22 protein-coding genes, 2 tRNA genes and 1 pseudogene are annotated in these 20573 nt (G+C 69.8%); 12 read left to right on the top strand and 13 right to left on the bottom strand.

Annotated elements, in window-relative coordinates; genetic code table 11:
- Positions 1 to 9 precede the first annotated feature (9 nt).
- The 7 genes and pseudogenes from ACFSZT_RS02400 to ACFSZT_RS02370 all read left to right on the top strand — a co-directional run bounded on the left by ACFSZT_RS02400 (position 10) and on the right by ACFSZT_RS02370 (position 4480).
- Positions 10 to 1989, top strand: a complete 1980-nt coding sequence (locus ACFSZT_RS02400; RefSeq protein WP_377394780.1) for an acetoacetate--CoA ligase — start codon at positions 10 to 12, stop codon at positions 1987 to 1989.
- Positions 1990 to 2069: 80 nt separating this feature from the next.
- Positions 2070 to 2159 (top strand) — tRNA-Ser (locus ACFSZT_RS02395).
- Positions 2160 to 2218: 59 nt separating this feature from the next.
- Positions 2219 to 2291, top strand: a tRNA-Arg gene (locus tag ACFSZT_RS02390).
- A 280-nt stretch (positions 2292 to 2571) separates the two neighbouring features.
- On the top strand, positions 2572 to 2769 hold the full coding sequence (locus ACFSZT_RS02385; protein ID WP_377394777.1) for a hypothetical protein: 198 nt from the start codon (positions 2572 to 2574) through the stop codon (positions 2767 to 2769).
- A pseudogene (locus ACFSZT_RS02380) lies at positions 2742 to 3292 on the top strand (putative T7SS-secreted protein). Before ACFSZT_RS02385 ends, ACFSZT_RS02380 begins: the two are co-directional and overlap by 28 nt.
- A gap of 111 nt (positions 3293 to 3403) precedes the next feature.
- Positions 3404 to 3721: a hypothetical protein gene (locus ACFSZT_RS02375; protein ID WP_377394774.1), complete on the top strand. Its 318-nt coding sequence runs from the start codon at positions 3404 to 3406 to the stop codon at positions 3719 to 3721.
- Positions 3722 to 3937: 216 nt separating this feature from the next.
- The gene (locus ACFSZT_RS02370) at positions 3938 to 4480 is read left to right on the top strand and encodes a hypothetical protein (RefSeq protein ID WP_377394772.1); all 543 of its coding nucleotides are present in this window, start codon (positions 3938 to 3940) and stop codon (positions 4478 to 4480) included.
- Positions 4481 to 4588: 108 nt separating this feature from the next.
- On the opposite strand, the gene ACFSZT_RS02365 is transcribed toward ACFSZT_RS02370, so the two are convergent.
- On the bottom strand, positions 4589 to 5197 hold the full coding sequence (locus ACFSZT_RS02365; protein ID WP_377394769.1) for a hypothetical protein: 609 nt from the start codon (positions 5195 to 5197) through the stop codon (positions 4589 to 4591).
- Between the two features lie 214 nt (positions 5198 to 5411).
- Positions 5412 to 5942 carry a hypothetical protein gene (locus tag ACFSZT_RS02360; RefSeq protein WP_377394766.1) on the bottom strand — a complete coding sequence of 177 codons (531 nt, stop codon included), beginning with the start codon at positions 5940 to 5942 and terminating at the stop codon, positions 5412 to 5414.
- Between the two features lie 158 nt (positions 5943 to 6100).
- Here ACFSZT_RS02360 and ACFSZT_RS02355 point away from each other — a divergent pair, with 158 nt between their 5' ends.
- Together ACFSZT_RS02355 and ACFSZT_RS02350 are read left to right on the top strand one after the other, a co-directional pair.
- A complete protein-coding gene (locus ACFSZT_RS02355; RefSeq protein WP_377394763.1) occupies positions 6101 to 6556 on the top strand; it encodes a VOC family protein in 456 nt (151 codons plus the stop codon).
- Between the two features lie 131 nt (positions 6557 to 6687).
- Positions 6688 to 7320: a hypothetical protein gene (locus ACFSZT_RS02350; RefSeq protein WP_377394760.1), complete on the top strand. Its 633-nt coding sequence runs from the start codon at positions 6688 to 6690 to the stop codon at positions 7318 to 7320.
- An 81-nt stretch (positions 7321 to 7401) separates the two neighbouring features.
- On the opposite strand, the gene ACFSZT_RS02345 is transcribed toward ACFSZT_RS02350, so the two are convergent.
- The 3 genes from ACFSZT_RS02345 to ACFSZT_RS02335 all read right to left on the bottom strand — a co-directional run bounded on the left by ACFSZT_RS02345 (position 7402) and on the right by ACFSZT_RS02335 (position 9505).
- Positions 7402 to 8463, bottom strand: coding sequence for an alpha/beta fold hydrolase (locus tag ACFSZT_RS02345; RefSeq protein WP_377394758.1), 1062 nt, complete (start codon positions 8461 to 8463; stop codon positions 7402 to 7404).
- 92 nt (positions 8464 to 8555) lie between these two features.
- Positions 8556 to 8966, bottom strand: a complete 411-nt coding sequence (locus ACFSZT_RS02340; RefSeq protein ID WP_377394756.1) for a hypothetical protein — start codon at positions 8964 to 8966, stop codon at positions 8556 to 8558.
- Between the two features lie 77 nt (positions 8967 to 9043).
- Complete coding sequence (locus ACFSZT_RS02335) at positions 9044 to 9505, bottom strand: MarR family winged helix-turn-helix transcriptional regulator (protein ID WP_377394753.1); 462 nt, start codon at positions 9503 to 9505, stop codon at positions 9044 to 9046.
- Between the two features lie 104 nt (positions 9506 to 9609).
- Here ACFSZT_RS02335 and ACFSZT_RS02330 point away from each other — a divergent pair, with 104 nt between their 5' ends.
- Positions 9610 to 10140: a VOC family protein gene (locus ACFSZT_RS02330; protein ID WP_377394750.1), complete on the top strand. Its 531-nt coding sequence runs from the start codon at positions 9610 to 9612 to the stop codon at positions 10138 to 10140.
- On the top strand, positions 10133 to 10939 hold the full coding sequence (locus tag ACFSZT_RS02325) for a MerR family transcriptional regulator (RefSeq protein WP_377394747.1): 807 nt from the start codon (positions 10133 to 10135) through the stop codon (positions 10937 to 10939). Before ACFSZT_RS02330 ends, ACFSZT_RS02325 begins: the two co-directional genes overlap by 8 nt.
- A 7-nt stretch (positions 10940 to 10946) precedes the next feature.
- Here the strand turns inward: ACFSZT_RS02325 and ACFSZT_RS02320 are convergent, their stop codons facing one another.
- The 8 genes from ACFSZT_RS02320 to ACFSZT_RS02285 all read right to left on the bottom strand — a co-directional run bounded on the left by ACFSZT_RS02320 (position 10947) and on the right by ACFSZT_RS02285 (position 18838).
- Entirely contained in the window at positions 10947 to 11717 is a 771-nt protein-coding gene (locus ACFSZT_RS02320; protein WP_377394744.1) for a nucleotidyltransferase domain-containing protein, read from the bottom strand.
- 180 nt (positions 11718 to 11897) lie between these two features.
- On the bottom strand, positions 11898 to 12311 hold the full coding sequence (locus ACFSZT_RS02315) for a GlcG/HbpS family heme-binding protein (protein WP_377394741.1): 414 nt from the start codon (positions 12309 to 12311) through the stop codon (positions 11898 to 11900).
- The gene (locus ACFSZT_RS02310) at positions 12296 to 12682 is read right to left on the bottom strand and encodes a glycerol dehydratase reactivase beta/small subunit family protein (protein ID WP_377394738.1); all 387 of its coding nucleotides are present in this window, start codon (positions 12680 to 12682) and stop codon (positions 12296 to 12298) included. Before ACFSZT_RS02310 ends, ACFSZT_RS02315 begins: the two co-directional genes overlap by 16 nt.
- Positions 12679 to 14502, bottom strand: a complete 1824-nt coding sequence (locus ACFSZT_RS02305; protein ID WP_377394735.1) for a diol dehydratase reactivase subunit alpha — start codon at positions 14500 to 14502, stop codon at positions 12679 to 12681. The genes ACFSZT_RS02310 and ACFSZT_RS02305 overlap by 4 nt, the downstream gene beginning before the upstream one ends.
- Positions 14503 to 14507: 5 nt before the next feature.
- Entirely contained in the window at positions 14508 to 15098 is a 591-nt protein-coding gene (locus ACFSZT_RS02300; RefSeq protein ID WP_377394732.1) for a propanediol/glycerol family dehydratase medium subunit, read from the bottom strand.
- Between the two features lie 10 nt (positions 15099 to 15108).
- Positions 15109 to 16791 (bottom strand): propanediol/glycerol family dehydratase large subunit, encoded by a 1683-nt coding sequence (locus tag ACFSZT_RS02295; RefSeq protein ID WP_377394729.1) that lies wholly within the window; start codon positions 16789 to 16791, stop codon positions 15109 to 15111.
- Position 16792: 1 nt separating this feature from the next.
- Positions 16793 to 17233 carry a diol dehydratase small subunit gene (locus ACFSZT_RS02290; protein WP_377394726.1) on the bottom strand — a complete coding sequence of 147 codons (441 nt, stop codon included), beginning with the start codon at positions 17231 to 17233 and terminating at the stop codon, positions 16793 to 16795.
- A 93-nt stretch (positions 17234 to 17326) separates the two neighbouring features.
- Positions 17327 to 18838, bottom strand: coding sequence for a GAF domain-containing protein (locus tag ACFSZT_RS02285; protein WP_377394723.1), 1512 nt, complete (start codon positions 18836 to 18838; stop codon positions 17327 to 17329).
- Positions 18839 to 19049: 211 nt separating this feature from the next.
- Here ACFSZT_RS02285 and adh point away from each other — a divergent pair, with 211 nt between their 5' ends.
- Entirely contained in the window at positions 19050 to 20573 is a 1524-nt protein-coding gene (adh, locus tag ACFSZT_RS02280) for an aldehyde dehydrogenase (protein WP_377394720.1), read from the top strand.

The raw sequence follows: 20573 nt of genomic DNA, 5'->3' as shown, positions 1-20573 counted from the left end.
GTTCGGCGTATGAGCACTGACGCCGACGTCCCCGAAGTGCTGTGGAGGCCCAGTCCCGACCGCGTCGAGCAGACGCGGATCGCAGACTTCCGCCGGTGGCTGCGCGCCGAACGCGGCGTGACCACCGAGAACTATGACCAGCTGTGGGAGTTCTCCGTCGGCTCGCTCGGTGACTTCTGGTCGGCGGTCACCGACTACCTCGGCGTCCGCTGGCACCAGCAGGGCACGCGGGTGCTCTCCGGGCTCGAGATGCCGGGCGCGACGTGGTTCGCCGGTGCGACCCTGAACTACGCCGAGCACGCGCTCTCCGGTGGCGTAGCCGGTGCGCCGAAGGCGGACGACGACCCGGCCGTCGTGTTCGCCCGCGAGGACGGGCTCGAACAGCGGCTCACCTACGGCGAGCTGCGCGCCCAGGTCGCGGCGGCGCGGGCGGCACTGGCGAGCCTGGGCGTGGGCAAGGGCGACCGGGTGGTCGCGCTGGCGCCGAACTGCCCGCAGACGCTGGTGGCGTTCCTGGCCGCGGCGAGCCTCGGCGCCACCTGGTCGTCGTGCTCGCCCGACTTCGGCGTGCGGGCGGTCGCCGACCGGTTCACGCAGATCGAGCCGAAGGTGCTCGTCGCCGTCAACGGCTACCGCTACAACGGCCGTGCCTTCGACGTACGGCCGACCGTGGAGGAACTGCGCTCCAAGCTCCCCGGGCTGGGCTCGACCGTGCTGATCGACTACGAGGGCGGCGGCAGCCTGCCCGGCGCGCTCGACTGGGACGACCTCGTCGCCGAGCACGCGGGCGCCCCGCTCGAGTTCGAGCCGGTGGACTTCGACCACCCGCTGTGGGTGCTGTACTCGTCCGGCACCACCGGGCTGCCGAAGGGCATCGTGCAGGGCCACGGCGGCATCACCGTCGAACACCTCAAGATGCACGCGCTGCAGCTGGACCTCGGGCCGGGGGAGCGGTTCTTCTGGTTCACCACCACCGGCTGGATGATGTGGAACTTCCTGATCTCGGGCCTGCTCGTGGGCTCGACGATCGTGCTCTACGACGGCAGCCCGGCACACCCGGACCTCGGGACGCTGTGGCGGCTGGCGGAGCGACACCGGATCACGGTGTTCGGCACGTCGGCCCCGTTCGTGCAGAGCTGCCTCAAGGCGCACCTGAGGCCGTCGGACGAGCTGGACCTCTCCGCTATGCGAGCGCTCGGGTCCACCGGGGCGCCGCTCAGCGAGGAGGGGTTCCGTTGGATCGCCGACGCCATCGGCGGGTACGTCCAGATTTGTTCCGTGTCCGGTGGCACCGACCTGTGCACGGCGTTCGTCGGCTCGGCGCCGGACGTCCCGGTGTGGCTGGGCGAGCTGTCGTGCCGGAGCCTCGGTGCGGCCGTGCAGGCCTACGACGAGAACGGCCACGCCGTGGTGGACGAGGTCGGTGAGCTCGTCGTCACCAAGCCCATGCCGTCGATGCCGCTGTACTTCTGGAACGACCCGGACGGCACGCGCCTGCGGGAGGCCTACTTCGAGGACTTCCCCGGCACGTGGCGGCACGGCGACTGGATCAAGATCACCCGTCGCGGCTCGTCGGTCATCTACGGCCGCAGCGACTCGACGCTCAACCGCGGGGGCGTCCGCATGGGCACGGCCGAGTTCTACCGGGTCGTCGAGGGCTACGACGAGGTGCTGGACTCGCTGGTGATCGACACCTCGGCGGCCGGCGAGGAGGGCGAGCTCGTGTGCTTCCTCGTGCTGGCCGAGGGCGCGTCGCTGGAGGAGCTGGAGCCGGCGCTGCGCAAGGAGCTGCGAAGCGCGCTCTCGCCCAGGCACGTCCCGGACCGGTTCGTGGTGGTCAGCGAGGTCCCGCGCACGCTGAACGGCAAGAAGTGCGAGGTGCCGGTGAAGAAGATCCTCAAGGGCGTCGACCCCGAACGTGCCGTCAGCCGCGACGCCCTCGCCAATCCGGACTCGCTCGCCGCCTTCGTCGCGCTGGCCGGTAAATGACCTGGTCAGCGAGTTGAGGGGGGTGGTTTGAAGGCGGCCTGAGGGGCTGTGTACGCTATGACAGCAGTGGTCGCGACCTGGGAGGCTTCGCCTAGTCTGGTCTATGGCGCCGCACTGCTAATGCGGTTGGGGGTAACCCCCCCTCCCGGGTTCAAATCCCGGAGCCTCCGCCGGGGCTCGGCCCAGCCGAGCACCAACCCGACTCCGGTCGGGTACAACTGAACAGAATGCGCCCGTAGCTCAACGGATAGAGCATCTGACTACGGATCAGAAGGTTAGGGGTTCGAATCCCTTCGGGCGCGCTTCATCGATCATGACGAACGAACGCCCTACCACCCGGGAAGACGGGTCGGTAGGGCGTTTGTCGTATGTGCGGCCAAACGTGGCGCTTCGGGGGTGTCCGTAGGCTATGTGGGTCGGATTCTGCCCGCCCGGGTTCGATGCGCAAAAGAGGCCGGAGCACCTGCAGGTCGGCAGCGCCGGGTGTGCCCGAGGTCGAGATCACTGATGCCCCTGGACGATTCTTTGACGTGATGAACAGGGTCGTTACCCCGGGCGCAGGTTTGCTTCCGGGGGGAATTCATGGACGGACCCGGCTTTCACGTCGACGTCGACCGGCTGGAAGAGGCTGGCGGGGCGATCAAGAAGGCCGTCGCTGAGCAGGACAACGTCGAGTTGCGCGGTCTCGTCGGTGAGGCAGACGTGTACGGTCACACGCCGTTACGCGACGCGCTGATGGACGTGTGCGTGCGATGGCGACCGCATCGACGATCTGGTTGATGGCGCTGAAGACGTCGGTAGCGCGTTACAGGCGTCTGCGCAAGCGGATCGGGAAGCCGACCGAGCCGGGAAGCTCCGCGAAGACCCGGCTGTGGACGCCGCTGATGGCTGAGCTCGGTGAAACCAGGGACCCGCAGCAGCTCGTTCCCGGCAAGCCCGAGGCCATCGAGGCCAACGTCAGGGTGCTCGACGCGCGCGGACGCCAGGCCGTGGACGCCGCGACCGGACTGCGGGCGATCGACACGGGCGCGTGGCGCGGCCCCGCCGCGGACGCTTTCATGACGAGTTCTCCTACGAGCCGGGCAAGTGGTATGACGCGGGTGATGCGCTGACCTCCACCGGCGCGGCCCTCGGTATGTACGCAGCGACCTTGCGCTGGGCTCAAGGGCAGGCACGCGAAGCGATCGCGTTATGGGACCAAGCCGCCCAGGAGACCAAACAGGCCAAGGCGACGCACCACGCCGCCCTTGCCGACGCACAGCGACAGAACGAGGCCAACGCCGCCGTCGGTGATCCGACGTGAGTCACCGTCCCTCCGCTCGTTGACCCTGGCGAGAAGATCCGCCAGGCGGCCCGGGACATACTCAATCGGGCGCGTCAGCAAATACAGCAGGTCGGCGACGAAACCGCGCAAGTGTTACGCGACCTGACCCCGCCCGAGGAAGAGACCACGCTCAGCAGAATCGGCCACGGCGTCCTGGACGTCGTTGGGCTCATCCCCGGCGTCGGTGAAATCGCTGATGGCGCCAACGCCGCCTGGTATGCCGGACAGGGCCGCTACGCTGACGCCGCGATCGCCGGAGCCGCTGCCATTCCCTTCGCCGGATCGGCCGCCACCGGCGCCAAAGCCGTCGACAGGACCACTGACGCCGCCAAAGCCGCACGACACGTACCCACCAGCTCCATCTCTGGGCGTGACCTCAACAGGTCGCTCGCTTCGGAGACCAGGTGACGGAATCTGGCACCGCAGTCGTCGGTGCCGGTACGAAGACGCCCCTCCGGAAGGCCGACGACTTGGCGAAGCATTATGGCGGCGACGCGCAGGACTGGGCGAAGATGACAAGCAAGAGCTACACCGGGGCCGACGGACGACAGTTCGAAACCCATTGGTACGAGAACGTTCGAACCGGTGAACGGGTAGAGTCAAAACGAAGTTTACGGACGGTCGATGAACGGGATTTCCATGTCTCCGCAAGCAGCGTTTCTCACTGCTGCGGCCGAACTTATCGCCGACGACGGTCCTGCCGCGGAGGTCGTCCAGGCGGCGGCTGAACTCGTTGCGCACTTGTCCGAGCCGCCGGACGCGCTCGTCACTGTTGCCGCACTGCCTGCCGACGAACTGCGCGCCGAAGAACTCGCCCCGTTGCTCGACACCGCCGCCCAAAGCCTCGGGTTGCCGACCCTGAGCCCACAATTCGCTGTGGACATCCTCATTCAGGACGCTGCGCGAAAGATCTCGACCGGCTTACTTGTCCCGTACCAGGGCGCAAGCAAGATCTGGTACTTGGCGCGCGGCTTCGATGCCAAGGCCGACCGCTTCGGGATCTTCATGCAACTCATGGACGATTGGGAGTCCGACCTACCGGGCCGCGAGAAGATCGAGCAAGAGATCCGAGAAACGGCTGCGGACTTTGCGCGGGAACCGGTCCCGTCAGCCACGGAGGGCGGGGGCGACGCAGCCGCGTCTCATTCAAGCCGAGATTCGTCGTGAGGTGAGAAGCCGGCTCGCCACCTCCGCCTGGGGCGGCAGCGCAACCTGACGTTCGCCATCGCTGAGCACCCGTGGGGCCGGCTCCCCCTCTTGCCGGCCCCACGTCCCCTACTTGGTCCAGACGACCGGGTTGTCGGAGTACTCGTCGCCTTCGTCGAACTCGGCTCCGGTCACCTCGACACCTGCCCGGGAGGCCTGGAGGTTGCAGGTCTCGAACGTCGCGCCCGCCGTGGTGAAGTCCTTGTCCGCCGTCTCGCTCTCACACTTGCCGGGGACGTCGCCGGCGATGACCACGCCGGTGCTCCGGCCGTCGGCCGTTACGGCTCGCAGGTCGAGGTTGGCGTACGACAGGTCCGTGCCGCCGACGTTCTCGATCTTGTACTTGATGAAGTACGGCACGAGTCCCTTGGCGCGCTCGCCGAACTCCGCGAGGCCCGATTCCTGACCCTGCTCGATCGCGGTCACGGTGATGGCGATCGTTCCGGTCTTGTCGCTCGTGTACTCGAACGGCACGGTCGCGGTCTCCCCGACCTCGAGCTCGGTGCCCGGAGCGGTGGCCTTCGCCGGGCCGATGTCGCCGGCCGGGGTGGAAGGTTCCGACGGCTCGGCGGCAGAGGTCTCACTCGACGCCGTGGTCGCCGGCGGCTCGCTCGTCGCCGCGGTGGCGGTCTCCTCCTCGCTGCCGCATGCGGACAGACCGACAGCCAGGGCAGCCATCGCAGCAGCGAAGGCAACACGACGCTTGTGCACGGTTTTTCTCTTTTCTCTGATGAAAGCAAGCGATCGTTGGAGCCAAGCCGCACCGGCGCGGTCCCGTCGGCAACGGTCACAACATGGACACGCGCCGGAACGCGTGCGGTGACGCCACAGTGCGTGATTGGTGACCTTCCGCAGTCGGTCACCATCCCGTGCGCGACAGCACGGAGGGCACTCAGCGCCCGTACCGGCCCGGCCGGATGCCGTGCACCGCGGCCTGTCGCACGGTCTCGGCGAGCCGGACGGCGTCGTCGGTGAAGCCGGAGATCGTCACGCTCCGGCGGCCACCCACGGGGGAGCGCAGCACGACGCGGTACTGGACGTCAATGCCGAGGGCCCGGTGGAGCGCGCTGTCCTTGCCGTTGTCCTTGATGTCGGCGATCTCGGCCCAGCTGATCGGCCAGGACTTGCCGCCGTAGGAGTGAACGAGACCGCCCTCGTACAGCGTGAAGACCTCGTCCGTGCGGGTCGCGGTGAGCCACGCCTGGCACAGGCCCACCACGAACGCGCCGAAGCCGGCTCCGCCGACGAGCGCCGGGAAGATCATGGCGCCGCCCGCGTCGGCGTCGAGGATCAGCATCATCAGCACGCCGAGGCATCCCACGGCCGCGCCCACGGGAACGGCTACGAACGCGATCCGCCGCCGGCGTTCGTTGTCGGTCTCGTACCGCCCGAGCACTGCTCCCAGCTCGTGTTCCGCTGCCATGGTTCCCCGTCTCGGCTCCACGTATGGGGACGGAGCCTATGTTCGCCGACATCGCGGCGGCGCCGGTTGTCCTGAACCGGCCGGGGCCACCGCCCGTCCGAGGTGCGCACCGGGGACGGCACACCTACCGTCGATGCCATCGGGGCGGGAGGTGACCCATGCGGCACGACGACTGGCCAGCACCGGAGGAAGGGCTCGTCCTCACCCACTTCCTCACGGTGCGGGACGTGGCCCGATCACGAGCGTTCTACACCGACGTCTTCGGCGGACAGGTCGTCCTCGACGAGAACCCGTGCATCGTCAAGGTCGCAAACACCTGGATCATCATGAACCCGGGCGGCGGTCCCACGCCCGACAAGCCGGACGTCACGTTGCGGCCGCCCGAGCCGGGCGACCCGGTCTCGGCGTTCCTGAACGTCCGCGTCGCCGACATCGCCACCTTCCACGCCGAGGCGCGTCGCAAGGGCGCCGAGTTCCTCACCGAGCCGCTCGACCGCAAGGCGGAGATCCGCTGCTACTTGCGGGATCCGGACGGTTACCTGATCGAGGTCGGCCAGGCGACGGGCATGCTCGACGGGATCTTCGCCGACCCGCCGCCGGGATCGACCAGCTGACTGTCAGCCGACCTTCAGGCCCAGGGCGCGCAGCCGGCCCGGGTCGGCCAGCACGTCAATGGCGGCGATCCGCCCGCCCGTGACCGTGAACGCCATGACCGACACCAGCCCTACCTCGCGGGCAGGCTCGTATGAAGCGGATCAGGCGGTTCTTCGGGCTGGCCGTCGTCGGTTGCCTCGTCCTCGCCGGGTGGGCGCTGAGCACGGGCGGCGTGTTCGACGGTCCGATCGCGAAGGAACTCCGCGGCTCGTCGGTGTACGTCGCGCCGGATGTCGGCCTCGACGAGCGGATGGCGGAACGGGTCATCGGCAACCGCAAGCTCACCGTGGCGTTCATGCCACCGGGTACGGAATTGAGCGAGGTGTGTGACGACGTGGGCGGCGCCGCCGACGGCACGCTCCTCGTGCCCATCAGCCAGGCCGACGACGAGTACGACGTCTACCCGTGCGCGGGGTTCACCGACGACTTCGGCGAGGCGATGGTCTCCGGGTTACGTGCGGGTTCGTGGGTTCGAACCGCTCCAACAGGAGCAGATGGTCTTGGCGTTCGTGGGAGCGCATGGCACCATCACCCGCCGCCAGGCGGCCGACCTGTGTGCCATCTCGCCGGAGCAGGCAGGTCGGTTGCTCAAACGGCTCGCGCAAGCAGACAAGCTTCGGCGCCGAGGGGAGCGAAAGTCGAGCTACTACGTACTCCCGCGGTGATCGACGTGGTCCCGCGAACGGCCGACACGGCTACCGGAACGGCCAACACGGCGACATAGACGGCAGACATGGCTACGGGAACGGCGGACACGACTACCGGAGCGGCGGACACGGCGACATAGACGGCAGACACGGCGGCGTCAGGCGCGTACGCGGCGCTCCAGGTCGTCGACGATCCGGACGAACCGACGCGGATCGTCGAAGTGGAAGTTGTGGCCGGTGTTCGCGCGGTACAGCTCGACGTCGGCGAGCAGCGAGCGGGCGCGTTCGGCCTCGTCGTCGCTCATCGCCGCCTGCAGGATCCCCGCACTGTCGTAACGCGGCTTCACGTGGATCTGCGCCACGGGCACGGTGATCCGCGACAGCGTGTCGGCGTGGTCGAAGCCCTCGTCGAACGAGCCCGTGTAGAAGGCCTCACCGAACCGGGGATCGTAGGAGTCCATCGCCCGGAACAGCTCGTTGAGCGACGGCGGCATCCAGAAGATCCTCACCGGCTCGCCCGGGTGGCTCTCGTGGTAGGCGATGGCCGACTCCTGCAGTTTCTCGCGCAGGCCACCGAACAGATCCCAGAAGGCGGAGTGGCGCAGGTGGTAGGCGACGAAGTCGTCCTCCCCGCTGTCGAGGAACTCGTGGGCGAGCGTCGCGAGCGTGATGTAGTTGAAGGTCTGCTTCGCCCGCGGCAACAGCGTCGCGAAGAACGGCGGGTCCTCGAGCACCACGCCACGCACGCGATCCGGTGCCTGCGCCGCGATCGCCGCCGCGATCAGCCCGCCCGACGAGTGGCCTGCGATCGTGGCGGGCCGCCCGACGACCTGGTCGAGGAACGTCACCATGTCCGCGGCCAGGGCCTTCGCCGTGTACTTCTCCGGAACCCACGCCGAACCGCCGTGGCCGTAGCAGTCGACGGCGAAGACGTGGTAACGCTCGGCGAGGCTCGGCAGCACCCGGCTCCAGCTCCGCCAGTCGGTGATCTGACCGTGAATGAGCAGCAGCGCGGGCCCGTTGTCCGGCCCTTCGGCGTAGATGACGCGGGAACCGTCGATCGTGGTCTGCTTCTCGACGAACCCGGCCGCCGCGATCGTCGTGGCATCCCGCTCGGCGTACGTCATGGTGCCGCGCACGAACCGCGTGAGGGCACCGGCCAGTCCTACCGTGAGCCCGGCTCCGGCCAGTGCCGCGATCGCGCGTCTTCCTGCCGCCATGGTCGTTCCCCCAGTTCACGTGGTGGGCAGTGTAGCCAGGAAACGCCGGCCACCGTCCTCGGGGACACTGTGGACGGTCGAACGGGGTGGGGTCAGGCGGTGTCCGGCCGGGTCGACCGGCCGCCGTCCACGGCCAGCAGGACGGTCATGACCACGCACGCGACCGCGGCGACGACGGTGGCGATCCCGTCCTGGAGTTCACCGCGCGCCACGTAGTCGAACACCGCCGTCGTGATGACGCCGGCCGCGAACCCGAACATGATCCGCAGCAGCGGCACGGCGACGCGGCCGGGCACGACCGCGCCCACGAGCAGTCCCGCGCACAGCACCAGGTCCGGGACCAGGAACGGGTTGTCGGCGCGCACCCCGCCGCCCAGCAGCAGGACCAGGAAGGTCGGCACGCTCACGGCGACCGCGACGCCCCGGGACACCCAGAGCGGCACGGCGGTCGGCGAGGGGGTCAGGGCGGTGAGGCCGCGGTTCGCGTGGAGCTGTCCGGTCATGGCCTTCTCCGATCTATCAGGCAGGCTGATTGTCAGTGTAGCTGACGGATTCGGGAGGGCAAGGCCGTGAGCGCAGGTCAGCAGTCGACGATGCGGACCGCGTAGAGCTCGCGCAGCAGGGCGTTGAGTTCGGTCTGCCGGTCTTCCGGGAGCGGCGAGAGGAACTCCCGCTCGGCCTTGATCAGCTTCACCATGGCGTCCCCGACGAGCGATGCGCCCGCGGCCGTGCGCTCCACCAGGTACTTCCGGCGGTCGGTGGCGTTCCGCGTGCGCCGGACCAGTTCGAGGTCTTCGAGCCGGTCCACGACGGCCACCATCGTCGTCCGGTCGAGTCTGCTCAGTTCGGCCAGTTCGCGCTGCGAGCGCGGGGTGTCGCCGAGGAGGGCAAGGACCCGGAACTCTCTCGGGCGCAGGTCCAGCGGGCGGAGGGTTTCCTCGATGACGCGCTGCGCTCCGATACCCAGGCGATGCAGCAGGAAGCCCGTGTACTCCTCGAAGGCCGGAGCCGGCAGCTGACGTGGCTCTCTGTCGACGGACACAGCCGTTCAGTCTACTGACAGTCAGTGCCGCTGACAGGTGCGCTGGTAACTCGCCCAGAATCGGACTTGACCCTCACGTTGCGTGAGGCTGGAGGGTGGGGTGCATGAGCGACTACTACAACGCGTTCGAGATCAGTCCGGTGCCCGCGCCCGGCCCGGATGCGGTTGCGCCCGAGCCGTTCCGGGGCATCTATGGGATGCCCGCGTTCGTCACGATCCCGACGAGCGATCTGGCGGCGTCGGTGGACTTCTGGACTCGTGGGCTGGGGTTCATCGAGCTGTTCAGCATCCCCGGCGGGGTCGTGCACCTGCGCAGGTGGGCGTTCCAGGACGTGCTGCTCGTCCCGGCCGAGCGCGTTCCCGAGCAGGCACCCGCGATGAGCGTCAGCTTCGCGTGCGTGCTCAGCCAGATCGATGCCCTTGCCGAGGCGTGCCGTGCGCTGCGACCGGACTCGATCGACGGTCCGCGGGACACCCCTTGGAACACCCGGGACCTGGAGGTGGTCACCCCCGAGAACGCGCGGATCGTGTTCACGGCGGCGAAAGAGTGGGATCCGGCGAGCAAGGAAGCGCGGGACCTCGCCGCTGTCGGGATCACCGCACCGGACCTCGGCGACAATGGGGAGCATGCCTGATGCCGCTGACGTCGATGGTCTGACCGTCGGTCAGGTCTCGACACGTCTGGGCGTGACGGTCCGCGCGCTGCACCACTGGGACGAGGTCGGTCTGGCGCGACCGTCACTGCGCACGGCCGCCGGATACCGGCTCTACACCGCTGGTGATCTGGAACGGCTGCACCGCATCGTCGTCTACCGGGAGCTCGGTCTCGGCCTGGACCGGATCCAGGCCATCCTGGACGACTCGGCCGCTGATGTGGTCGTCGCATTGCGTGCGCAGCGCGCGCAGGTCGCCGAACGGATCGACCGCCTCCAGCAGCTCATCACCGGACTCGATCGGATGATCGAAGCCCACGAGCGCGGCCTGCTGCTCACCGTCGAGCAGCAGGCCGCGATCTTCGGCCCCGAATGGAACCCGGCCGACCCTGCCCGAGCCCGTCAGCGTTACGGAGACACGGTCCAATGGCGGCAGTACGCCGAACGATCCGCCGCTCGCGGTCCGGAGGAGTGGCAAGCCGTCGCCGACGCCGTTGCCGACCTCGACCGAGCCCTCGCCGATGCCATGGACGCCGGTGTCACACCCGGTAGCCCGGAAGCGAATCAGCTCGTCGAGCGGCACCGCGAGGTGTTCACGTCGTCGTACTTCCCTCTCACCAGGCAGATGCAGGTGTGTCTCGGCCGCATGTTCGAGGACGATCCGGGATACGCCGCCCACTACGACGGCATCCGCGCGGGCCTTGCCACGTGGTTCCGTCGAAGCATCGACGCCAGCGCACGTGCCCACGGCATCGACCCCGACACCGCGACCTGGCAGTAGGTTCCGGTCAGCTGCGACCGGCCGGACCCCGCTGGCCGGCTGCGTCGAGGAGCGTCCTCGCCTCCGCGAGTGCCTGCTCCAGCGCCTCGGGCTCCGGTCGCAGCCCGGCGATGACGGCGTCGACGTCGCGCAGACCGGCTCGGGCGAGGAGCCGCTTCTCGTTGGTCACCCACTCTCCGCGCCGCGCCAGCACGGCATGCGCCATCTGCATGGCGGCCGTTGCCAGCGCGCCCGCGAGCTCGGTGGCCTGCCCACGGCGCACGAAGGCGTCCTGGGCGTAGCGGAGAGTCAGCGAGGCCTGCTGTCGCCACTGCTGCGCGGCGGCGGTGCGCAGCGCGTCGGGATCGGCGGGCCGGGGCAGCGAGCCGTGCAGCACCCGCGCGCCGGCGAGCTCGGCGAGCAGCAGATAGCTGGGGATCCCGGCGAGGTGGAACGCCAGCGGCTCCCAGCGGAACCTGCCGTGCCCGGCCTCCGCGAGCTCGTGCTCGATGGCGTCGAGATCCCGGTAGTGCACGTCGACGTGCCTGCCGTCGATCGTGAGCCATGCCCCGCTGTTGAAGATCCCGCCCCAGGCGCCGAGTTCGAAGACCTCGCCCTCCCAGCCGAGCGCGCGCAGGTCGGACGGCTGGAAGGAGCCCCGGTAGTAGACGGCGAAGTCCCAGTCACTGTCGGGTGTGTGCGTGCCCCGCGCGCGCGAACCGCCGAGCGCCACGGCATGCACCGCGGGCAGACCGGCCAGCCGGTCGGCGACGTGGGTGACGAACTGATCGTCGTTCATGCAAACCCTCGTTCCGGGAAGTGCGACGGACACAATGGACACACCGCGGCGCCCGAGTCGACCATTCGAACGGCATGCCGCGGTCAGGTGTGTAGGCCCGTCGTCACTTCATGGTGCAGACCATACTCACGCCGGCCTGCGCGGGCGAGGATCTCGACCCGGACCGCTCCCAGCGAGCGTTCAGCCTTTGCCCAGCGCCGCCACGCCGGCCTCGGCGACCTCGGTGTCCTGTTCCACCGTGCCCGCGCTCACCCCGATCGCGCCGATCACCCTGTCGTCGGAATTCTTCAGCGGAATGCCACCGCCGAAGATCACGAGACCACCGTTGGTCACCTCGATGCCGTAGAGCGGTGATCCGGGTGCGGCCGCCTCGCCGAGCTGCGCCGTCGGCATCTTCATGAGCACCGCCGTGCGCGCCTTGCCGATCGCGATGTCGATGCTGGCCAGAATCGCGTCGTCCTGCCGCGCGAACGCCACCAGGTGCCCGCCGTCGTCGACGACGGCGACGTTCATCGGCTGCCCGATCTGTACGGCCTTGTCCAGCGCGGCGTTCAGCACACGCTGGGCGTCGGCGAGCGTCAGTTGTCCGGCCACGGGTTCTCCCTTTCCTCGGATGGTGTTTTCAGCGGCAACCCGACGACGAGCCGGGCGGCGTCGTGCCCGCACAGCCGGGCCTGGGCCGCGACGGCGGTGAGCACCGGTGACTCGCGCGGGCGTTTGGCGTGGTGCACGCAGATCCCGCCTGCCGCGTCGATCCCGATCCCGACGCCGAGCGAGGACGCCAGGGCAGCCTCGTACGCGAGTTCCACGGCGTCTCCGCTCGCCACGGCCTCGACCCGCAGCGGGACGCCTTCCTCCTCCAGTCCGGCCCGCACCTCGCGCAGGCGATCGTCACCGGCGCACCGGGCGACGACGCACGGCGGCGTGCGTCGCGCGTTCTCGGCCCGGCGGTCGACGATGCTCACCGAGCCGACCTCCGCGCGTGGTCGGCCACGAGCCCGGTCGCGACGGCGTTGCGCGGGCCCTCCGTGCCGCGCACGTTGCCGGTGCCGCACACGATGCCCGCGTCGGCGACCGCCTCGGCGATCAGCTCGGGAATCTCGAAGTCCAACGCGGACCCGCCGAGAACCACGACGAACCCGATCTGACGCAGATTCCCGCCGGGCGCCACCTGTTCGAGTGCCCGCAATGCGTTGACGACGAACACCTTGTGCTTGGCCGATCGGCGCACCTGACGGATCTTGTCCAGCGAGTGCCGCGTCGGCACCGGCCGCATGCCCGCGTCGCCGAGCACCACGACCCGCGCGAACGTCTCCGGCGGCAGCGGCTCGGTGAAGAACCGCGCCGTGCCGTCCTCCATCCGCACGTGGAAGAAGCTCTCCGCCTTGGCCAGCGGGAACTTCTTGATGTCCTCGGCGAGGTCGCGGTTCTCCAGGCCCAGTTCCGAGTCGATCAGCTTGGTCACCAGATCACCCGCACCGGCGAGGTGGACCGAACGCACCACGCCGTCCTCGGTGGCCAGCGCGGCGTCGGTCGACCCGCCGCCCAGGTCGAGGATCGCGACCGGCCGGTCGGTGCCGGGCGTGGTGAGCGCGCCCAGCACCGCCATGTCCGCCTCGACCCCGCCCACCAGGACGTCGACGTCCAGCGCGGTCCGCAGCTGCGCGGCCAGCGCCTCCATCGGGCCCCGGCTCGTGCGCACCATGGCCGCCAGCGCGACCGCGTTCTCGAGCGCGAACTCACCCGCCAGGGCGCCCGTCACGCGCTGTGGCACGAAGGTGTCCACGGCCAGCACGTCCTGGATCTGCACCTCACCCGACGAGGTCGCGGCCAGCTCCGACATCGTGTCGCGCACCGTCGCGAGCATCCCGCCGACGTGCGTGCCGGCCTCACCGGTCGCGTCGGTGAGCGGACGCACCCGGCGCACCGTCCGCATGATCTCGTCGGCACCGGCGTCCATGCCGACCGACAACCGCGCGTGCTCGCCGATCAGCGTGAGTGTCCCGGCCGGGATCCGCCGGTCCTCGATGTCGCCGTGCGGGGTGCGCACGACGACCGCCGACCGGTTGCCGACCAGCGCCCGCGCGACGTGCGAAATCATCCGCGTCTGGTCGGGGTCGAGGTCGAACAACGTGGCGATGCCGTAGGAGTTCGACAGCGTGCGGATCGTGCGCCCCGGTTCGGCCACCTCCACCGCGGCGGGCATCCCGAGCGGCACCTTCTCGACCAGGGTGACCTCGTCGACGATCGGGATCACGGTGTGCAGCCGGTTCGCGATCAGGTTCGCGTCGTCGGCGTGCACGATCGCCCCGGTGACCTCGACGCCCCGCTCGGCGGCCGCGTTGATCCCGGCGGCCGCGTCCTCGAAATCGACCCCGGCGCCGATGACACAGATCACCGGCTCGTCCGTCGCGCACGAGGCGAGGTCGTGGAACGCGACCGTCGTGCCCACCCCGAGCCCGGCGCCGCCCGGGGTGTCCGGATTGTGTCCGATCATCGTGGACTCGGTGATGATCGTTTCGGTGATCGTCTCCATCGCGAGCCCGCTGATCACCGGGGTGGCCTCGTTGACCAGCACCGCGGTGAGCTCGTCCTTCCGGCGGCCCGCCCGCGACAGCGCCTCCTGCACGACCTTCACCACACCCGGCACGTTGTCCGTCGTGCCCTTCACCCCCGAGGTGGCGGCCAGCGCACCGCCCAGGTACCGCGGACCGTCCGGGCCGAGCTCGGCCAGGCACGCCTCGGTGGTGGAGTTGCCGATGTCGACGCCGACGACGAGTGCCACGGGCGTCAGCCGGCGTCCGCCAGCCGGATCCGGACGTCGAGCTCGACCGGCGCCGCGCCGGGCACCACGAACTCGGTCTCCTTGATGTGCAGCAACGCGGCCTTGGCCTGCCACCGGGGGCGCGCCATGTAGTCGTTGCGCGCGGGCACCGGCTCCGGCGACTCGCCCTTCGCGTACCGGGCGGCGTTGCGGCCCACCTTGCGGAAGGTCTCGGTGTCCATCAGCGGTGCCTGCGGGAACAGCTCCAGATTGGACAGTCGCACGAGGTCCTTCTGGTGGATCATCGTCGTGCCCCGGGAGAGCACGCCGACGCCGATGCCCGACCCGGAGAGCTTCGCCGCCGCGTGCGCGATGACCGCCAGGTCCGAGCCGCCGCGATACCGCACGACGCGCGCCTGCACGCCCTCCTCCTCGATGCCCGCCAGCAGCTCGCGCAGCACCTCGGCGTGCGGGATCTCGACGATGGTCTTGGTGAAGAAGTCCCCGAACGCGGGCGAGATCCCGATGACCACTTCGTCCGCCCGGGTGCCCGGCCCCGCCTCGCCGCGTTCGGTCAGTTCGAGCGTGCGCCGGGTTCCTACGCTGGTGTCCGCCATGTCGCTCTCCTCAGCCGACTTCCTGCTCCGGGTTCCGCGCGCTCACCACGTGCCGGAGCCGCTTCATTTCCTCCCAGCGCGCCCCCGACGGCCGGTACCCGGTACCGGGGCCGGCGTAGTCGTTGGCGTCGTTGACCGCTGACAGCGTCTCCAGCTCGGGCGTCAGGATCGCCGAGGTGTGCAGCAGATCGCCCGAGACACGCTGCCGCAGCACGGCCAGCAGCGTGTGCGCCATGTCGCTGAAGCCGGATGCCTCGAGCGCCTTCACGATGTCCAGCCCGGTGATCCCCCGGTCCATCACCGACTGGGCGGCCTTGAGGTCCTCCAGCACGTCGCGCAACGGCAGCTCCTGGCTGCCGTGGGCGTACGTGACCGCCTCGACCTCCTTGTCGGTGATCGCGGGCAGTCCGAGCTGCGCGAACACGGCCTGCAGCGCACGTGCCGCCCGGCTGCGGGCGGCCAGGATCTCCGCCTCGGGGACGTGCCGGAGCGCGCCGTCGACCTGCAGGTCGCGCTGGATGGTGTTCCAGTCGTCGTAATCGGTGCAGTCCAGGTTCGACCCGGCGAACATGTTGTCGTAGTTGGGCACCGCCGAGTAGCCGGAGCAGACGAAGTCCGTGCCGGGCAGCAGCTGCGGCAGCAGCCGCGCGACCCGGCGCATGTCGGAGTGGGAGAACGACTGGTCGTTGCCCGACGCGCACTCCAGGTCGACGGTGCTGGCGATGAGGTTCTCCGCGAGCACCGCCCGGATGCCCGCGGGCACCGCCCCGGGCACGCCGATGCAGCTGATGGACCCGTTCTGCAGGCCCTGCACGCCCGCGCCCTTGGTCACCAGGATGCAGCGGATCTCCAGGTAGAGCATGGACTTGCTCTCGGCGTTGCCCATCTGCACCTCGGAGCCGGTGCCGGAGGTGAACCGCATCTTGATGCCGCGCGAGGCGTAGGCCGAGGCCAAGAACGCCTTCGACCACGGGGTGTCGTCGCCGTCGCAGAACACCGGCTCGGTGCCGTAGACCGAGATCGTCTCGGCGTACGCGGTGATGCCGCGCATGCCCAGCTCCAGCTCCGTGGCTTCCTCCAGCGCACACTGCGTGAGCACGCCCGGCGTACCGGCCAGCGCGCCGACCTGCAGCGCGATCGCCACCAGCGGCGCGTACCGGACGACGCCGAGCGTGGTCTCCAGCTCGCGGAAGCCACGCAACGACGCCTCGGCGGCTTCGGCCGCCACCTGCACCGGGTTGTCCCTCGCGCTGGTGGAGTGAGCCTGGTTGGCCGGGGTCCGGCGGGCCCGCATCTTCTGCAGGGCCTGCATCATCTCGACCACGTTCATGGTCTTGACGACCTCGAGCAGCGCGGCCGGGGTGAGGCCGCGGGACACCTCGAGAACCTCGGAACGCGACACGCTCGGGTCCACCAGCATCCGCGCGACCTCGACCGGTTCGAGCGCCATCGCCCGCTCGGCCGCGGCGACGTCGATCGCGTGGTCGGCGATGAACTGGTCGAGGAAATCGAACTCGGCCCGCGGCTTGCCGTCCATCTCGACGATCACGCCGTCCTCGACCCGCACGCTCGGCGCCGGGTCGTACGGGCTGTCCATGGCGACCATGCCCACCTCGGGCCATTCCTCGACGAACCCGTCGAGGTTCACCGGCCGCTGCTCCAGGGTCTCGGTGCGCTTGGATGTCGGAGTCATGTCAGCTCCCCTCGGGGGCGAGAATGTCGCGGCGTTCGTAGACGTCGGCGGCCTCGCGGACCAGCTGCGCGCACAGGGTCGCGGAGTAGTCGCGCTCCAGCTGGTCGGCGATCTCGGTCAGCTGCCGCTTGGTCGATGCGCGGGGCCGCAGTGCGTTGTAGATCGAGAGCACCAGCTCGTCCGGCAGCGCCGTGAGCTCGGCGCCCCGGCGGAAGTTCTGCGCCAGCTGCGGCCGGCCCACGCGCTCGGCGATCTGTGCCTGCAGCCGCAGTGTCTCGGGCGAGATGCGCAGGTCCTCGGGAGCGACCTCGCCGGAGAGCACGGCCTGCATGGTGAGGTCGTCGATGCGTTTGCCGGTCGGTGTCCGGAGGAGTTCGGGCCGGTGCGCCGCCAGCGGGTAGTCGCGACCGGGATCGAGGTCCACCTTGTCGGGAAGGGTCACCGCCACCACCTGTCTTCGTCCTCGAAGGTCGGTCCTGGAAAGCTAGGCACGGCAACGTTGCATCGACGTTGCATCCGCCCCGTTTCGCGTTTGTCAGCCGTCCTCGCCGAGCAGCCAGGACAGCCGGGCCGCCGCGACCGGGCGGCGCGGATCGCCCGCCGGGAGCTCCCGCGCGAGCCGTTCGAACACCTCCAGATCGTCGTGGCCCTGCTCGCTCTCGGCGAACGACCACAGCGCGTCCAGGTCGCCGTGGGCGAGCACGGCCGAGCGCAGGGCCGCGATCTGCTGGTCGCGCTCGGCGCGGATCGTCGGCGCGTCCGACCGGGCCAGCAGTGGCGCGGTGCACGCCGCCGCGGCCGTGGACACGTCGCCTGCCGCCAGCGCCGATCGGATCGCCAGGAAGTCCGCCTCCACCTCGGCGGCCAGCCGGTACGGCTTGGCGCGCATCGCGGCCTCGCCCAGTTCCGCGCGCAGCCGGTGGATCTCCGCGCGGACGGTGGTGGGGTTGCCGTCCTCGCCGTAGAGGTGCAGCGCCAGCTGCTCGGCCGTCAGTCCCGCGGGGTGCAGCGCGAGCAACGCGAGGATCTCGGCGCGCCGCAGCGTCAGCGGCACCGGCCGCCCGTCCAGTTCGGCCGCCGGGCTCGCGCCGAGGAACGACAGGCGCAGCCGTGGCCTGCGCACACCACCGGTGGCGAGCTTCGGCAGCCGCAGCAGGTAGCCCTCCGCGAGCGGTTCGAGGAGGGCTTCGCGGCCGTCGTCGAGCAGGACGCGCTCGGTGCCCGGAGCCACCTCGATGCGCCGCGGCCAGCGGCCCAGCGGCTCGGCCGCGAGCACCCGGCCGGTCGTGGTGAGCAGCGCGCCCGGCTCGCCGCGCAACCGTTCGAGGTGCCGCATGTTGCGCGCGAGCAGCCGCTCGTCCTGCTCCTCCATCCGCCGCCGCAAGTGGTTCTCGGCGAGCTGCGCGGTGGCGTTGACGAGCGAGACCATCGCCGGGTGCAGCGTGTCGAGCCGCCCGCTGATGTCGATGGCGCCCAGGACGCGGCCCGTGTCCGGGTCGTGGATCGGCGCGGCCGCGCACGTCCACGTGTGGTAGGTCCGCACGAGATGTTCGGCGGAGTAGATCTGCACCGGCGCGTCCACCGCCAGCGCCGTGCCCATGGCGTTGGTGCCGATCGCCGACTCCGCCCACTTGGTGCCCTCGTGCAGGCCGACCGGATCGGCCAGCCGGCACAGCGTCGACGGGCCCTCCCGCCACAGGATGGTTCCGTCGGCGTCGGTGACGATGGTGATGTGCTGCGATTCGTCGGCGATGCTCACCAGCAGTTCCCGCAACGGCGGCAGCACGGCATGCAGGGGGTGGTCCGCGCGGACGTCCTCGATCTCGTCGCTGTCGTACACGATCGGCGGCCGGTAGTCCTCGGGATCCACGTGGGCGGCCAGTGAGCGCCGCCAGGATTCGGAAATCACCGGGCGCGGTGCCGCCGGGGAGCCGTTACCGCTCAGCGTCGCGTCCCGGACCTGCTGGAGAAGCTTGAACTGCTCCACCGGGTCGGACGACCACGGCAACGTGGTGGAGCCGGCGGTACTGGCGGGCTTCGCGTTCATCAGGCACTCCGCGGCGGCGTCGACGGGGGCGGCTGGACGACCGGCGCCCGCCTGCGCGAACCCCGGCCCACCAGCGAGCATGCCTCCTGGCTCTGCCCTGGGCAAGGTCGGCGTCGCGGGATCGCCCGGCAGGCGATGCAACGGCGCTGCAACGTGGCCGCCCCTAGCTTGCCGTTCCACGTGAGAAACACCGAGCAGGGAGGGCTCCCAAGTGACCCAGTACGCGGCACCGGGTGAAGCAGGCAGCGTCGTCGCCTTCGAACCCCGGTACGACCACTTCATCGGCGGCGAGTACGTCGCGCCCGCCAAGGGCGGCTACTTCGAGAACCCGACCCCCGTGACCGGGAAGGTCTTCACCGAGATCGCGCGCGGCACCGCCGAGGACGTCGATCGTGCGGTGGCGGCCGCGACCGGCGCCGCCGCGGCGTGGGGCCGCACGTCCCCGGCCGAGCGCGCGGCGGTGCTGAACAAGATCGCCGACCGGATGGAGGCCAACCTCGAAGCCCTCGCGGTGGCCGAGACCTGGGACAACGGCAAGCCCGTGCGCGAGACCCTGGCCGCCGACATCCCGCTGGCCATCGACCACTTCCGCTACTTCGCCGGGGCGATCCGGGCGCAGGAGGGCGCGATCTCGCAGATCGACGCCGACACGGTCGCCTACCACTTCCACGAGCCACTGGGCGTGGTCGGCCAGATCATCCCGTGGAACTTCCCGATCCTCATGGCCACCTGGAAGCTCGCCCCCGCCCTGGCCGCGGGCAACTGCGTCGTGCTCAAGCCCGCCGAGCAGACGCCGGCCTCGATCCACGTGCTGCTGTCGTTCATCGCCGACCTGCTGCCCGCGGGTGTGCTGAACGTCGTCAACGGTTTCGGCGTCGAGGCGGGCAAGCCGCTGGCCCAGCACAAGGGCATCCGCAAGGTCGCCTTCACCGGCGAGACCACGACCGGGCGGCTCATCATGCAGTACGCCAGCGAGAACATCATCCCGGTCACCCTCGAGCTCGGCGGCAAGAGCCCGAACATCTTCTTCGCCGACGTGGCCTCGGCCAACGACGCCTTCTACGACAAGGCGCAGGAGGGCTTCGCGATGTTCGCCCTCAACCAGGGCGAGGTGTGCACGTGCCCGTCCCGGGCGCTCGTGCAGTCGTCGATCTACGACCAGTTCGTCGGCGACGGCGTCGCGCGCGTCGGCAAGATCAAGCAGGGCCACCCGCTGGACACCGACACCATGATCGGCGCCCAGGCCAGCAACGACCAGTTCGAGAAGATCCTCTCCTACATCGACATCGGCAAGCAGGAGGGCGCGGAGGTCCTCACCGGCGGCGAGCCCGCCGACCTCGGCGGTGAGCTGTCGGGCGGCTACTACATCAAGCCGACCGTGTTCGAGGGCGACAACAAGATGCGGATCTTCCAGGAGGAGATCTTCGGCCCGGTCGTGTCGGTCACCCGGTTCGACGACTACGCCGACGCCATCAAGATCGCCAACGACACCCTGTACGGCCTCGGCGCAGGCGTCTGGTCCCGGGACGGCAGCACCGCCTTCCGAGCCGGCCGGGACATCCAGGCGGGCCGGGTGTGGACCAACTGCTACCACGCCTACCCCGCGCACGCCGCGTTCGGCGGCTACAAGCAGTCGGGCATCGGTCGCGAGACCCACAAGATGATGCTCGACCACTACCAGCAGACCAAGAATCTGCTGGTGTCGTACTCGCCCGACGCTCAGGGCTTCTTCTGA

The organism is Prauserella oleivorans (assembly GCF_042685745.1).
Taxonomy (GTDB): domain Bacteria; phylum Actinomycetota; class Actinomycetes; order Mycobacteriales; family Pseudonocardiaceae; genus Prauserella_A; species Prauserella_A oleivorans.
The sequence above is the reverse complement of the archived record's forward strand: the minus strand, read 5'-3'. Positions and strand labels throughout refer to the sequence as shown.